12 protein-coding genes are annotated in these 14,963 nt (G+C 59.4%); 3 read left to right on the top strand and 9 right to left on the bottom strand.

Annotated elements, in window-relative coordinates; genetic code table 11:
- Positions 1–71: 71 nt before the first annotated feature.
- The 8 genes from ACZ9BB_RS20030 to ACZ9BB_RS19995 form a co-directional block, all read right to left on the bottom strand.
- Positions 72–1,052 (bottom strand): peptide ABC transporter ATP-binding protein, encoded by a 981-nt coding sequence (locus ACZ9BB_RS20030; RefSeq protein ID WP_008009640.1) that lies wholly within the window; start codon positions 1,050–1,052, stop codon positions 72–74.
- Positions 1,052–2,020 (bottom strand): ABC transporter ATP-binding protein, encoded by a 969-nt coding sequence (locus tag ACZ9BB_RS20025; protein WP_476215615.1) that lies wholly within the window; start codon positions 2,018–2,020, stop codon positions 1,052–1,054. The genes ACZ9BB_RS20030 and ACZ9BB_RS20025 overlap by 1 nt, the downstream gene beginning before the upstream one ends.
- A 10-nt stretch (positions 2,021–2,030) precedes the next feature.
- Positions 2,031–2,942, bottom strand: coding sequence for an ABC transporter permease subunit (locus ACZ9BB_RS20020; RefSeq protein ID WP_476215614.1), 912 nt, complete (start codon positions 2,940–2,942; stop codon positions 2,031–2,033).
- 10 nt (positions 2,943–2,952) lie between these two features.
- Positions 2,953–3,963 carry an ABC transporter permease subunit gene (locus ACZ9BB_RS20015; RefSeq protein ID WP_476215612.1) on the bottom strand — a complete coding sequence of 337 codons (1,011 nt, stop codon included), beginning with the start codon at positions 3,961–3,963 and terminating at the stop codon, positions 2,953–2,955.
- A 73-nt stretch (positions 3,964–4,036) separates the two neighbouring features.
- Positions 4,037–5,632, bottom strand: coding sequence for an ABC transporter substrate-binding protein (locus ACZ9BB_RS20010; protein ID WP_476215611.1), 1,596 nt, complete (start codon positions 5,630–5,632; stop codon positions 4,037–4,039).
- A gap of 77 nt (positions 5,633–5,709) precedes the next feature.
- Entirely contained in the window at positions 5,710–7,143 is a 1,434-nt protein-coding gene (locus tag ACZ9BB_RS20005) for an OprD family porin (RefSeq protein ID WP_476215610.1), read from the bottom strand.
- Between the two features lie 171 nt (positions 7,144–7,314).
- Entirely contained in the window at positions 7,315–8,916 is a 1,602-nt protein-coding gene (locus tag ACZ9BB_RS20000; protein WP_476215608.1) for an ABC transporter substrate-binding protein, read from the bottom strand.
- 257 nt (positions 8,917–9,173) lie between these two features.
- Positions 9,174–10,784: an ABC transporter substrate-binding protein gene (locus tag ACZ9BB_RS19995; RefSeq protein WP_476215606.1), complete on the bottom strand. Its 1,611-nt coding sequence runs from the start codon at positions 10,782–10,784 to the stop codon at positions 9,174–9,176.
- Positions 10,785–11,482: 698 nt separating this feature from the next.
- On the opposite strand from ACZ9BB_RS19995, the gene ACZ9BB_RS19990 reads away from it, so the two are divergent.
- Entirely contained in the window at positions 11,483–11,851 is a 369-nt protein-coding gene (locus ACZ9BB_RS19990) for a DUF6124 family protein (protein ID WP_476215605.1), read from the top strand.
- 144 nt (positions 11,852–11,995) lie between these two features.
- Here ACZ9BB_RS19990 and ACZ9BB_RS19985 read toward each other — a convergent pair whose 3' ends face one another.
- The gene (locus tag ACZ9BB_RS19985) at positions 11,996–12,712 is read right to left on the bottom strand and encodes an SIMPL domain-containing protein (RefSeq protein WP_476215603.1); all 717 of its coding nucleotides are present in this window, start codon (positions 12,710–12,712) and stop codon (positions 11,996–11,998) included.
- Between the two features lie 375 nt (positions 12,713–13,087).
- On the opposite strand from ACZ9BB_RS19985, the gene ACZ9BB_RS19980 reads away from it, so the two are divergent.
- Together ACZ9BB_RS19980 and ACZ9BB_RS19975 are read left to right on the top strand one after the other, a co-directional pair.
- Entirely contained in the window at positions 13,088–14,350 is a 1,263-nt protein-coding gene (locus ACZ9BB_RS19980; RefSeq protein WP_476215602.1) for an ATP-binding protein, read from the top strand.
- On the top strand, positions 14,343–14,903 hold the full coding sequence (locus ACZ9BB_RS19975) for a response regulator transcription factor (RefSeq protein ID WP_017336511.1): 561 nt from the start codon (positions 14,343–14,345) through the stop codon (positions 14,901–14,903). The genes ACZ9BB_RS19980 and ACZ9BB_RS19975 overlap by 8 nt, the downstream gene beginning before the upstream one ends.
- Positions 14,904–14,963: the final 60 nt, after the last annotated feature.

Raw genomic sequence — 14,963 nt, 5'->3', positions numbered from 1 at the left:
GATGCGCAATCTGGCGGAAGGGGTCTGGTCAACTCAGTGAAAACGCGCCCCGATATCCGAGGCGCGTTTTTTTATGCCGCACCGTCGAGGAATTGCTCGGCGTAGTGACAAGCCACCTGACGGGTGTCGACCAGGCGCAGAAGCGGTTCTTCTGTGGTGCAGCGCTCGGTCGCGTACGGGCAGCGCTTGTGGAAGGCGCAGCCGGACGGCGGGTTCAGCGGGTTCGGCAGTTCGCCGACGATCTTGATTTTCGGCTTGTCCGGATCCGGGTGGATGGTCGGGGTCGCCGACAACAGCGCCTGGGTGTACGGGTGCAGAGGACGGGTGTAGATGTCCTCTTTCGGGCCCATTTCCACCGGACGGCCGAGGTACATCACCATCACGTGATCGGCGACGTGGCGCACCACCGCCAGGTTGTGGGAGATGAACACGTAGGCGGTGTTGAACTCTTGCTGCAAATCCATGAACAGGTTGAGTACCTGCGCCTGAATCGACACGTCCAGCGCCGAGGTCGGTTCGTCCGCCACCAGCACTTTGGGTTGCAGCATCATCGCGCGGGCCAGGGCAATCCGCTGGCGCTGACCGCCGGAGAACATGTGCGGGTAGCGCTGGTAATGCTCAGGCCGCAAGCCCACCTGTTTCATCATGGCCTGGACTTTCTCGCGACGTTCCGAGGCGCTCAGGTTGGTGTTGATCAGTAATGGCTCTGCAAGCTGATCACCGATCTTCTGCCGTGGGTTCAGCGATGCGTAAGGGCTCTGGAACACCATCTGCACGTCTTTGCGCAGTTGCTTGCGCTGGGCCTTGTCGGCGCCGGCGACTTCCTGCCCGGCGATTTTCAAGGAACCGGAGGACGGTTCTTCGATCAGCGTCAGGGCGCGGGCCAGGGTGGATTTGCCGCAGCCGGACTCACCCACGACAGCGAGCGTCTTGCCGGCCTCCAGTTCGAACGACACACCGTTAAGGGCGCGCACGGTCGCGTGACCCTTGAACAGGCCACGGGACACTTCGTAGTGACGAGTCAGGTTGCGGGCGGTAAGTACGACGGCCATTACGCCACCTCCTGATTCAGCGGGTAGAAGCAGCGGGCGAGGCTGTGGCTTTTCGGGTCAAGGGCTGGACGCTGGGTGCGGCAGTTGTCCTGCACGTACGGGCAGCGCGGCGACAGCAGGCAGCCTTGCGGACGGTCGTAACGACCGGGGACGATGCCCGGCAATGTCGACAGGCGCGCGGCGCCCAGGCTGTGTTCCGGAATCGCCTTGAGCAGTGCTTCGCTGTATGGGTGTGCCGGGATGTCGAACAGTTGTGGCACCTGACCGACTTCAACTGCTTGGCCGGCGTACATCACGCACACGCGCTGGGCGGTTTCGGCGACGACCGCGAGGTCGTGGGTGATCAGCACCAGGCCCATGTTCTGCTCTTTTTGCAGGGCCAGCAGCAGGTCCATGATCTGCGCCTGAATCGTTACGTCCAGCGCTGTGGTCGGTTCGTCGGCGATCAGCAGTTTCGGTTCGCCGGCAATCGCCATGGCGATTGCAACACGCTGGCTCATGCCGCCGGAGAGTTGATGCGGATAGGCGTCCATACGGCTGGCGGCGCCCGGGATTTCCACTTTTTCCAGCAGTTCGATGGCACGCTTGCGGGCGTCCTTGCGGGACATTTTCAGATGCAGGCGCAGCACTTCTTCGATCTGGAAACCGACGGTGTAGCTCGGGTTCAGCGCGGTCATCGGGTCCTGGAAGACCATGGCCAGGTCTTTGCCGACGATTTGCCGACGCTGACGGTTACTAAGCTTGAGCATGTTCTTGCCGTCGAAATTCAGGGCGTCGGCGGTGACGATCCCCGGATGCTCGATCAGGCCCATCAGCGCCATCATGGTCACGGACTTGCCGGAACCCGATTCGCCAACGATGGCCAGCACTTCGCCCTTTTCCACGGAAATGTCGAGGCCGTCGACCACCGGAACGGCGTTGGCGTCGCCGAAGCGAACGTTGAGATTCTTGATTTCTAACAGTGACATTTGAATCTCCTCAGGCGGCGTTCTTGAGTTTCGGGTCCAGCGCATCGCGCAGGCCGTCGCCCATCAAGTTGATTGCCAGCACGCTGAGCAAAATGGTCAAACCAGGCAAGCTCACCACCCACCAGGCACGTTCGATGTAGTCACGAGCCGAAGCCAGCATGGTGCCCCACTCAGGCGTTGGCGGTTGTACGCCAAGGCCGAGGAAGCCCAGTGCCGCGGCATCGAGAATGGCCGAAGAAAAGCTCAAGGTGGCCTGAACGATCAGTGGCGCCATGCAGTTGGGCAGCACGGTGATGAACATCAGGCGTGGCAGGCCGGCACCGGCCAGGCGCGCGGCGGTCACGTAGTCGCGGTTCAATTCGCCCATCACCGCGGCACGGGTCAGACGAACATAGGACGGCAACGAAACCACGGCGATGGCAATAATGGTGTTGATCAGGCCAGGGCCGAGGATGGCGACAATCGCCACGGCCAGCAGCAGGGACGGCAGGGCCAGCATGATGTCCATCAGACGCATGATGGTCGGGCCGAGCACGCGCGGGAAGAACCCGGCGAACAGTCCCATCAGGATGCCTGGAATAAGCGACATCACCACCGATGACAAGCCGATCAGCAGGGACAGGCGCGAGCCGTGAATCAAACGCGACAGCAGGTCACGACCGAGTTCATCGGTACCCAGCAGGAACTGGATATGCCCGCTTTCCAGCCAGGAGGGCGGGGTCAGCAGGAAGTCGCGGTACTGTTCGCTCGGGTTATGCGGTGCGACCCATGGGGCGAAGATCGCGCAGAAAATCACCAGCAGCATGAACATCAGGCCGGCGACGGCGCCTTTGTTCCTGGAAAACGCATGCCAGAATTCTTTGTACGGGGACGGGTACAGCAGGCTTTGATCGACTGCTACCGGTGTAGTGAGAGTGGTCATGGTCTTGATCTCAGCGCTGATGACGGATGCGTGGGTTGGCAAAGCCGTAGAGGATGTCCACTACGAAATTGACCACAATCACCAGGCAGGCGATTAACAGGATGCCGTTCTGCACCACGGGATAGTCCCGTGCGCCAATGGCTTCGATCAGCCATTTGCCGATGCCGGGCCAGGAGAAGATGGTTTCGGTCAGGACCGCGCCGGCCAGCAGCGTGCCGACTTGCAGGCCGACCACCGTCAGTACCGGGATCAGCGCATTGCGCAGGCCATGGACGAACACCACGCGTGCCGGCGACAGGCCTTTGGCGCGGGCGGTACGGATGTAGTCTTCACGCAGCACTTCAAGCATCGACGAACGGGTCATCCGCGCGATCACCGCCAACGGGATGGTGCCGAGCACGATGGCCGGCAAAATCAGGTGATGCAGGGCATCGAAGAATGCACCGACGTCATCGGCCAGCAACGTATCGATCAGCATGAAGCCGGTACGCGGCTCGATGTCGTAGAGCAGGTCGATACGCCCGGACACCGGGGTCCAGCCCAGGCTCACCGAGAAGAACATGATCAGGATCAGGCCCCACCAGAAGATCGGCATCGAATAACCCGTGAGGGAAATGCCCATCACCCCATGGTCGAACAGGGACCCTCGCTTGAGTGCCGCGATCACCCCGGCCAGAAGGCCCAGGATGCCGGCGAACAACATGGCGGCCGAGGCCAGTTCCAGGGTCGCGGGGAATAGAGAGCTGAATTCGGTCCAGACGCTTTCACGGGTACGCAAGGATTCGCCGAGATCGCCGTGGGCCAGTTTGCCAATGTAATCCAGGTATTGGGCATACAGGGGTTTGTTCAGACCTAGGCGTTCCATTGCCTGAGCATGCATTTCAGGGTCGACCCGACGTTCGCCCATCATCACTTCCACGGGGTCGCCCGGAATCATGCGAATCAACGCGAAAGTCAGCAAGGTGATGCCGAAGAATGTGGGGATCAATAACCCCAATCGGCGGGCAATAAAACTAAACATCTTGTGTGGTACCTCATCAGCCGGTTAGGCGTGCCCGGCAGCGCTGGGGTCAGCGATGCCGGGAGTTTCTTATCTACTTCACCTGGGTGGTGGCGAAGTTATTAGTGGTGAGGGGGCTAATGTGATAGCCCTCTACGTTGTTGCGCATGGCGGTGAACATCCGGGTGTGCGCCATGCTGATCCATGGCTGGTCCTGATTGAAAACGTCCTGGGCTTGTTCGTAGAGCGCCGTGCGTTCGGCCGGGTTCACTTTCGCCCGTGCTTCGTCGATCAGCGTCTGGAACTTTTCATTGCACCAGCGAGCGTAGTTTTCGCCGTTCTTGGCGGCCTCACAACTGAGCATAGGCGTCAGGAAGTTATCCGGGTCGCCGTTATCGCCTGCCCAACCGGCGGACACCATATCGTGCTCGCCGTTCTTTGCGCGCTTGAGCATTTCGCCCCATTCCATGACACGAATATCGACCTTGATTCCGACCTTGGCCAGATCTGCCTGCATCATTTGTGCGCCGAGCATCGGATTAGGGTTGGTCGGTCCGCCGCCGTTACGGGTGAACAGGGTGAACACGGTGCCATCCGGCACACCGGCTTCCTTGAGCAGGGCGCGCGCCTTGTCGAGGTCACGCGGTGGGTTGGTCAGTTTATGGTTGTAACCCAGCAGGGTATCCGGATAAGGGTTGACCGCCACCGTCGCATTGCCTTTGCCGAACAGCGCGTTGACATATGCCTCTTTGTCGAACGCGATGTCGATGGCTTTACGCACCCGTACGTCGCTTATGTACTTGCGTGTGGTGTTCATGGCGACATAGGAGACGGTCATCGCGTTCAGCTCATCAACCTTCAGGTTGGTGTCTTTCTTGATGCTCGGGATGTCATCCGGTTTTGGATACAGCGCGATCTGGCACTCGTTGGCCTTGAGCTTTTGCAGGCGCACGTTGTTGTCGGTGGCAATCGCCAGGACCAGCGCATCAGCCGGTGGCTTGCCACGGAAGTAGTCCGGGTTGGCCTTGAAACGCACCTGGGCGTCCTTGGCGTAACGCTGGAAGATGAACGGGCCGGTGCCGACCGGTTTGTTGTTCAGGTCGCCGGTCTTGTTGGCCTTGAGCAGTTGATCGGCGTACTCGGCGGAGTAGATCGAGGAGAAGGCCATGGCGATGTCGGCCAGGAACGGCGCTTCGCGGCGGGTCAGGGTGAACTTGACCGTGTTGTCGTCGACTTTCTCTACGCTTTTGAGCAGTTCCTTGAAGCCCATGCTCTCAAAGTACGGGAAGCCCACGCTCGACAGCTTGTGCCATGGGTGATTCGGGTCCAGCTGACGCTGGAAGCTCCAGACCACGTCGTCGGCGTTCATGTCGCGGGTCGGCTTGAAGTATTCGGTGGTGTGAAACTTGACGCCTTTGCGCAGGTGGAACGTGTAGGTCAGGCCGTCTTCGCTGATGTCCCAGGATTCGGCCAGCGCCGGAATCACTTCAGTGGTGCCGGGCTTGAAGTCCGCCAGGCGATTGAAGATGGTTTCGGCCACTGCGTCGGCTGTGACTGCAGTCGTGTACTGGGCCATATCGAAGCCTTCCGGGCTGGCTTCGGTACAGACCACCAAGGGTTTGGCCGAGACGCCAACAGCGACACTCAGCAATGCGGCAGCGACGGCCGCTCGTAGGGGAAGCATTTTCATCAAGAACCCTCTGCAATCGGTTGAACAGGAAAAAACCGAACGGCCAACTCGTCATGAGTCAGCCGCCGGCGTGCGTTTTACAAAATGTTGAACGGGATGGTGGTCACGAGACGGAACTCGTTGATGCTGCCATCCGCCTGGTTTTCGCTGGCACGGTGAGCGGTGTAGGTTGCGCGAACAGTGGTGGCCTTCAGCGGGCCGCTCTGTAGGGCGTAGGTCGCACCGATACCGTATTCGTAATGGGTTTCGCCATCCTGGGCCTGGATACCGTCGTAACCCTTGCCTGCTACGCCGCCGTTGCCGGTGTAGTGAGTGCCGTCGATACCCCAGCCGCGAGCCTGGTAGATGTTGAACTTCAGGCCTGGCACGCCGTATTCGGCCATGTTCAGGCCGTAGGCGATCTGGAAGGACTTCTCGTTCGGGCCGTTGAAGTCCGACAGCAGGGAGTTGGCCAGGTAGATGCCGTTGGTTTCGTGCAGGTAGTCGAAGTACTCGTTACCGTTCACTTCCTGGTAGGAGAAGGTCAGGCTGTGGGCCTGGTGGGTCAGGCCGAACGACAGGGAGTAGGTGTCGTTGTCGATCTCGCCGAGCTTGGCTTTACCTTCGTCCACGGTTTTGTAGTAGTTCAGGCCGGTGGTCAGGCTCAGGATCGAGCTATCGCCCAGTACATGGGTGGCGCCGAAGTAGTACTGGTTCCACAGGTCTTCAGCCTGGGTGCCCCAAAGGCTGGTGGTCAGGCTGGCGAATGGCTGGTAGGTGATACCGGCAGTGTGGACGTGATCGGCTTCGGCATTGGTGTCGCCGTATTCGGAACGGAATTTGCGCTGGCTTTGTTCAGTACGCGGAGAGTTACGATCGAACGTACCGAGGTCGAAGGTCAGGTTTTCCAGCTCTTCACTGTGCAGGGTCACACCTTCGAAGCTCGAAGGCAGGGCACGGTTACCGATGACGTCTACCTGCGGGCTGCTGAAGTTCTGGCGGCCGGCGGTCAGCGTGGTGTTGGAGATACGGGCCTTGACGTTGGCCAGGCCCAGTTTGCTCCACTGGCCGACGGCATCGCCGCCTTCCTTGGTCAGCGTACGGTTATTGCCCGCGCCAGGACGAGTGGTCGGTGCGCCGCCGTTGTTGGATGCCAGGTTCTCGCGATCACGTTCCAGGGCAATGGCGTTGTAGGCTGCCACTTCAGTACTGAAACCCACGGTGCCTTCAGTGAAACCGGAGTTGTACTTGACGATAGTGCCCTGAACCCAGTTGATACGACGATCAGTCGGGGTCGATACACCGTCCTTCTTGTAAGCGAACTTGCCGCCGCGCTTCAATTGCTCGTTGGCGTACCAGTTACGCGTGCTGCCGGTGATGGATTGGCCTTCGACAAAGCCAGTGGCTTCGCTCTGGGCACTTTTCTCTTTAACGGTAACCGGCGTGTACGCCTGGCTCTGGGATTCTGCGTACGCCGTGGCGGTCACGCTGCTGATGGCCAAGGCCAGTAACGCGGTGCTGCTCAGTTTCATGGTTGAAGCTCCTTACTTTCTTTTTTAATGCCGGTCTTTTTTTGGTGATCCGGCTATTTGGTTTGAACTCATTCAACGCAAGGCAAACGTTTGCTATAGGCCAGATTGTCGAATTACGGCAATACGCTTGCATGAGGGCGGAACTCGCCCCCAGCGTTTATGGCTAATCGGTTATTGGTCGATACTGACACCCGAGAACACGTTACGACCGAAAGGGCTCACCTTGAATCCTTCGATTTTGGCGCTCAACGGCTGGTTAACCGTTGAATGGGCGACGGGCGTGATCGGTACCTGCTGCTTGAGGTACTGCTGCGCCTGTTTGTAGAGCACGGTGCGCTGATCGCGATCGGTCACGACCTTGGCTTGCTTGATCAGCTTGTCGTAAGCCGGATCACACCACATGGAGTAGTTGTTGCCACCAATGGCATCGCAGCTGTACAGCGTGCCGAGCCAGTTGTCCGGATCGCCGTTGTCACCGGTCCAGCCGATCAGGCTGATGTCGTGCTCGCCGTTCTTGGTGCGCTTGATGTACTCACCCCATTCGTAGCTGACGATCTTGACCTTGAGGCCGATTTTCGCCCAGTCCGCCTGGAGCATTTCGGCCATCAACTTGGCGTTGGGGTTATACGGACGCTGGACCGGCATGGCCCAGAGGGTGATCTCGGTGCCTTCCTTCACGCCGGCAGCCTTGAGCAGTTCCTTGGCTTTTTCCGGGTTGTAGGCGGCGTCTTTGATGGTGTCGTCGTAGGACCACTGGGTCGGTGGCATGGCATTGACCGCCAGTTGACCGGCGCCTTGATAGACGGCGTTGAGAATGCCTTGCTTGTTCACCGCCATGTCCAGCGCCTGGCGCACTTCGAGCTGATCGAACGGTTTGTGCCGCACGTTATAGGCGATGTAACCGAGGTTGAAGCCGGGCTTTTCGATGAGCTTGAGCTTCGGGTCGTTCTTCAGTGCCGTCACATCGGCGGGGCGCGGGTGCAGGGTGATCTGGCATTCGTTGGCCTTGAGCTTCTGCACCCGCACCGAGGCGTCGGTGTTGATGGCGAAAATCAGGTTGTCGAGCTTGACCCGGCTCGGGTCCCAGTACTGCTTGTTGCCGCTGTAACGGATGTTGGAGTCTTTCTGGTAACTCTTGAACACGAAAGGCCCGGTGCCGATCGGCTTCTGGTTGATCTCGCTCGGCTTGCCGGATGCCAGCAACTGGTCGGCGTATTCGGCCGAGAGGATGGCGGCGAAGCTCATGGCGATGTTCTGGATGAACGCGGCGTCGACGCTGTTGAGCGTCATCACCACGGTCAGCGGCCCGGTCTTCTCGACCTTGGCGATGTTCTTGTTCAGGCTCATTCCGTTGAAATACGGGAACTCGGTCGGATAAGCCTTACGGAAGGGTTGCTGTGGATCGAGCATGCGATTAAAGGTGAACAGCACGTCGTCGGCGTTGAACTCACGAGTCGGCTTGAAATACGGGGTGGTGTGGAACTTGACGCCTTCACGCAGGTGGAAGGTGTAAGTCAGGCCGTCATCGGAAATGTCCCACTTGGTCGCCAGGCCAGGAACAACGGCGGTGCCGCCGCGCTCGAACTGGGTCAGGCGGTTGAACATGGTTTCTGCAGAGGCGTCGAAGTCGGTTCCGGTGGTGTACTGACCAGGGTCGAAACCGGCCGGGCTCCCTTCGGAGCAGAACACCAGGTTAGTCGCCGCTTGGGCGAAAGGTGCGCTGGCTAACAGGCTTGCGCCGACTAAAAACGGAATGACCGCGTGTTTAAGCATGGTGGCCTCATGATTTGTTGTCATTTTTGGATTAGAGGACGACCTCGTGAGTCGACCTGCGGATACTTATGCAGGGGCCATACCCAATGCAAGATCCGGAATGGCTGCAAACCTTAAACAGTGGCACGAACGTACCTTAATGTCGCATATGTATAAATTCCCGCACATTTGACCGTTTGCGCAGGTTTTTTACGGTGCAAATCGCGCACCGACAAGGGGCAACCGGGGCGTTTGATGCACCCGGTTGGAGCCTGGTGTTACTTATTTATACCCACGCCATAGAACGGTGTGAGGCCAAACGGGCTGATCTTGAAGTCGGTGACTTCCTTGCGCAGTGGCTGGAACACCGTCGAGTTGGCAATCGGTGTGATAGGTACTTGTTGTTTAAGGATTTGCTGTGCCTGCTGGTACAGTTTGACCCGCTGCTGTTTGTCCGTGGACACCTTGGCTTGCTGTACCAGTTTGTCGTAGGCCGGGTCACACCATTTGGCGTAATTGCTACCTTTCACCGCAGCGCAGCTGTAGAGCACGCCGAGCCAGTTGTCCGGGTCACCATTGTCGCCGGTCCAGCCGTAGATCATCGCGTCGTGTTCGCCATTCTTGGCGCGCTTGATGTACTCGCCCCATTCATAGCTGACGATGTTGGCCTTGATCCCGACTTTCTCCCAATCCTGCTGGATCATCTGCGCCGACATCCGCGCATTCGGGTTGGAGGCGCGCTGCACGGTCATGGCCCACAAATTAATGGTGGTACCGGGTGCGACCCCTGCTTCTTTCAGTAGCGCTCGTGCCTTGGTCGGGTCGTGGGGGGCGTCTTTAATGGTTGGGTCATACGACCATTGCGCCGGTGGCAAGGCGTTTTGTGCCAGTTGCCCGGCACTCTGGTAGACAGCCTTGATGATCGCCGGCTTGTCGATGGCCATGTCCAGCGCCTGACGCACCTTGAGCTGATCCAACGGCGGGTGGGTCACGTTGTAAGCGAGGAAGCCGAGGTTGAAACCGGCCTGTTTGAGCACGGTCAGGTTCGGGTCTTTCTCCATGACGTCGATGTCCGCCGGGCGCGGGTAACCGCTGACCTGGCACTCGCCGGCCTTGAGTTTTTGCAAGCGCACGGCGGCGTCCGGGGTGATCGAGAAAATCAGGTTGTCGAGTTTCACGTCCTCGGGTTTCCAGTAGGCCTTGTTGGCGGCGTAGCGTATCTGCGAGTCCTTCTGATAGCGCTTGAACACGAATGGGCCGGTGCCGACCGGTTTCTGGTTGAGGTCGGCGGCTTTGCCTTCCTTTAACAGTTGGGCGGCGTACTCGGCGGACTGCACCGAGGCGAAGCTCATGGCGAGGTTTTGCACGAACGCGGCGTCGATGTTGTTCAAGCTGAAGCGCACGGTGTGGTCGTCGATCTTGTCGATGCTTTTGATCGTGGTGTTCAGGCCCATGTCGGTGAAGTACGGCGACTCGGCGGGGTAGGCCTTGCGGAAGGCGTTGTCCGGGTCGAGCAGGCGCTGGAAGGTGAACAGCACGTCGTCGGCGTTGAAGTCGCGGATGGGGGTGAAGTAGTCGGTGGTGTGGAATTTCACGCCGTCGCGCAGGTGGAAGGTGTAGGTGAGGCCATCCTGAGAGACATCCCAACTTGTGGCCAGGCCGGGTTCGACTTCGGTACCGCCGCGTTTGAATTGGGTGAGGCGGTTGAAGACGGTTTCGGCGGAGGCGTCGAAGTCGGTGCCGCTGGTGTATTGGCTGGGGTCGAAGCCGGCGGGGCTGGCTTCGGAGCAGTAGACCAGGGTGGTGGCGGCTTGGGCGAGTGAGGCGGTGGTGGCGATTGTGGCGAGGGTAAAGGCAAGTAGAAGTGGTTTGACGGTGGTTCTTTCCATGGAGTCCCCGAGGGTTTGGCGGCGGTGTTTTCCTGAGGGTAGCGTTGTTGGTGAGATTGACGGAAATATCCGTTTGTAAGGGAGCCCCCTCTATCTCGGCATATTCAAGCTGGTTGTTGGCTTGGCGGCCTTCTAGCCGACCAGTCTCTCTCAGATTTACCCAGTCGAACTGTGGGAGCCTGCTCGCGAAGGCCTTTGGGTATGAGTTTTTTCACGCTCGTGTCCCGTTCCTTGGAACGGGAGACTTTGGCGAGAGAACCCAAGTAGAGATGCCGGCGGATTCGGTTTTGGGTGTAGGGGAAGTCCGAGTTTTTTGGTGCAGTCCATTTTGTGTAGGCATGCCGCCCGGGATGCTCTGCGTTCCATTTTTTGTGTTGAATGATGTGTAAGAAACACAGAGCTTTCCCACGCATTTTTCAGGTTGCCGGGTAGGAAGCAGTGCCTCTAATCTTTGGCTGTCGCTGAAAACTCAGTGATCGGGAGTGAGATCCCGGCTAAACGATTGGAAACCCACGCGAGCCACTCCATAATTGCCGCCAGCTTATCCGCTGCCAGCAAATGCGTTATGGCGGCTGTGTGCGGGCAGACCTCGGTCTGGCCGGGTTCCTTTTGCCGGTAATCTCACACCGCACATAGCTGCCACCTCTTCGCCGAGTGAGATCGGAAATTGATGGCTCCAACTTCAAAAGGAAAATTGCATGGATAAGTTAATCCCGGACCCACCCTTCAACACCACCACCCCCAACGCCGAAGCTTCGCGCACCGAAGAATTACTCAAAGACCGCGAAGCCATAAAACGCGCCCTCGATTACTACCTCGATCCACCCGTCCCCTATGCCGCAAAACCCCGTCGTCCCAGCACGATGTATATGATTGCCCCCAACATGGATACCGAAAGCCTGCTGGCACAAGCCTGCGAGTCATTGGCCTCGGCCAGTGTCCTGGCCAGTGATTTCGCCACGAACCTGATCGGCCCGCAGCGCAATACAGTGTTGGCGATTCAACAGATCATCATGCTGGCGGAACTGGCGGTGAATCGGGCGTTGGATAACGTCGATCCGGCGTAGACGTAGACCGCGTTATCGTTCGACTTGCCCGCGATTGACGGCAGATCAATCTACACAAGGCCTGACGGACAAACTCCATTTCTTCAGGGCAAAAAAAACCGGCGATCACTTATTGATCGCCGGTTTTCGTTCAACCCTTACCAATCACTGCATCAACACTTCAATCGCCCCATCCGCCGTCATGCTGACCTGGCTGGTGCCCGCTTCAACCTCGGGTGTCACTGGCGCTGAATCCATGGCAGCGGCTTTCATCATCATCGGCCCGCGCATGTACGGCTGTGGATAACCGTTGCTGTTGAGGTTCAGGTTGACGATTTTGTAGCTCTTGCCGCCCAAGGCATCGGTGGCCAGTTGGGCGCGGGACTTGAAGGCGGTCACGGCTTCTTTGAGCAGGGCGTCTTCGCTGGCTTTGCGGGTTGGCGTCGCGATGGCGAAGTCCATGCCGCCCATTTTCAGGTCGGTGAGCAATTCGCCGGTGAGTTTGGACAGGGCGGCGAAGTTCGAGCTTTCCAGGCGCAGTTCGGCGCGTTCACGCCAGCCGGTGATTTTCTGGCCTTTGGTGTCGTAGATCGGGTAGCTGTTGCGGCTGCCCTGACGCAGGGTGATGTCTTTGACTTCTTTAGCCTGGGCCAGTGCCTTGTTCATGGTGGTGCTGACATCGGCGGCGAGTTTGGCCGGGTCGCTGTTTTGCTCTTCGGTGTAGAGGGTCACGATCATCAAGTCACGGGCCACTTCCTGACTGACTTCAGCGCGCAGGGAGATCTGGTTGTAATGCAGCTCGTCGACGGCCAGGGCCGGGAGGCTGGCGACGGTGCCAACGCTTAAGGCAAGAAGAGCGGCGCTTCGGCGCAATGTGTGCATGAAAAACTCCTTGGACGGTGCGCAGGGGTTAGGGTCCGAGCCTGCGTGAACCCATCAGACTCTAGCTTCAACGATCCGGTTCGCCCAGTTACAACTTCTATACAGATGGAAGGCTGGTGACCCTGTGGCGAGGGGGCTTGCCCCCGTTCGGCTGCGCAGCAGTCGCAGCTAGACTGATGTGGTTTGTCTGATAAAACATGGTGGCTGGTTTTAGGACTGCTTCGCAGTCCAACGGGGGCAAGCCCCCTCGCCACAGGGTTACTCGTCGCAGATAGATGGCTGGTCACTGTGGTCGTTTGCCGCACTTTCGCCTCTCAAGCCCGCGGCTTGGTTATACTCCGTGCGATCCGCCTGGAGCGCTCATCAGGAGAGCTCATGCTCGCCCCCGTCCAAATCACTTCCGCCACTCGCCAGAATCTCTGGCGGCTCACGTTCATCCGCACGTTGGTGCTGGCCGCTCAAGCCGGTTCCGTAGGCCTGGCCTACTGGTTCGACCTGTTGCCGTTGCCCTGGATGCAATTGGCGATCACCCTCGGTTTTTCCATGGTGCTCTGCGCGCTGACGGCGATTCGCCTGCGTACATCGTGGCCGGTGACCGAGCTCGAATACGCCGTGCAACTGGCCTGCGACCTGTTTATCCACAGTGCCTTGCTGTATTTCTCCGGCGGTTCGACCAACCCGTTCGTCTCTTATTACCTGGTGCCGTTGACCATCGCCGCCGTGACGTTGCCGTGGCGCTATTCGGTGATTCTGTCGGGTATCGCGCTGGCGTTGTATACGTTGCTGCTGGCGCGGTTCTATCCGCTGGAAACGTTCCCGATCGCCCGGGAGAACCTGCAGATCTACGGCATGTGGCTGAGTTTCGCCCTGGCGGCGGCGGTCATCACGTTCTTCGCCGCCCGCATGGCCGAAGAGCTGCGTCGTCAGGAAGAATTGCGCGCCATTCGTCGCGAAGAAGGCCTGCGGGATCAGCAATTGCTGGCCGTCGCGACCCAGGCTGCCGGCGCCGCTCATGAGTTGGGCACGCCGTTGGCGACCATGAGCGTGCTGCTCAAGGAAATGCGCCAGGACCATCCCGACCCGCTGTTGCAGGACGATTTGAGCGTGTTGCAGGATCAGGTCAAACTCTGCAAAGAAACCTTGCAGCAGTTGGTTCGGGCGGCGGAAGCCAATCGTCGTCTGGCGGTGGAGATGCAAGACGTCACCGACTGGCTCGACGAAGCCCTGAACCGCTGGCACTTGATGCGCCCGGAAGCCAGTTATCGCTTCCAGCGCCTGGGCCAAGGCGCGGTGCCGCGCATGGCGCCGCCGCCGGACCTGACCCAGGCGCTGCTGAATTTGCTGAACAACGCCGCCGACGCTTGCCCCGAAGGCTTGCAAGTGACGCTGGACTGGAATGCCGAGGACTTGACCATCAGCATTCGCGACCATGGCGCCGGTGTGCCATTGGCCATTGCCGAACAGATCGGCAAACCGTTTTTTACCACCAAGGGCAAAGGTTTCGGCCTGGGCCTTTTTTTGAGCAAGGCCAGCGTGACACGCGCCGGCGGCTCAGTGAAACTCTATAGTCATGAGGAAGGCGGTACGCTCACCGAGCTGCGCCTGCCCCGTGTCGCCCGAGGAGACGAACATGAGTGACGAGATCCAAGTCGAAGGCGAAGAACTGCCGCATTTGCTGCTGGTAGACGACGACGCAACCTTCACCCGTGTGATGGCCCGCGCCATGGCCCGCCGTGGTTTTCGCGTGAGTACCGCAGGGTCCGCCGAAGAAGGCCTGACCATCGCCCAGGCCGACATCCCGGATTACGCCGCGCTGGACCTGAAAATGGACGGCGATTCGGGCCTGGTGTTGCTGCCCAAGCTGCTCGAACTCGACCCGGACATGCGCGTGGTGATCCTCACCGGTTACTCGAGCATTGCCACCGCCGTCGAGGCGATCAAGCGCGGCGCCTGCAATTACCTGTGCAAACCGGCGGACGCCGATGACGTGCTGGCCGCGTTGCTCTCCGAGCACGCCGACCTCGATACCCTGGTGCCGGAAAACCCGATGTCCGTGGACCGCCTCCAGTGGGAGCACATCCAGCGCGTATTGACCGAGCACGAAGGCAACATCTCCGCCACCGCCCGCGCCCTGGGCATGCACCGCCGCACGCTGCAGCGCAAACTGCAGAAACGCCCGGTCCGTCGCTGAACGGGCGCTGAACGATTATCGCCAGCCCTCGCGATAACACGAACCGATCCTTTATGATCG

The sequence above is a fragment of the Pseudomonas sp. TE3552 genome (assembly GCF_056278945.1).
The sequence above is the reverse complement of the archived record's forward strand: the minus strand, read 5'-3'. Positions and strand labels throughout refer to the sequence as shown.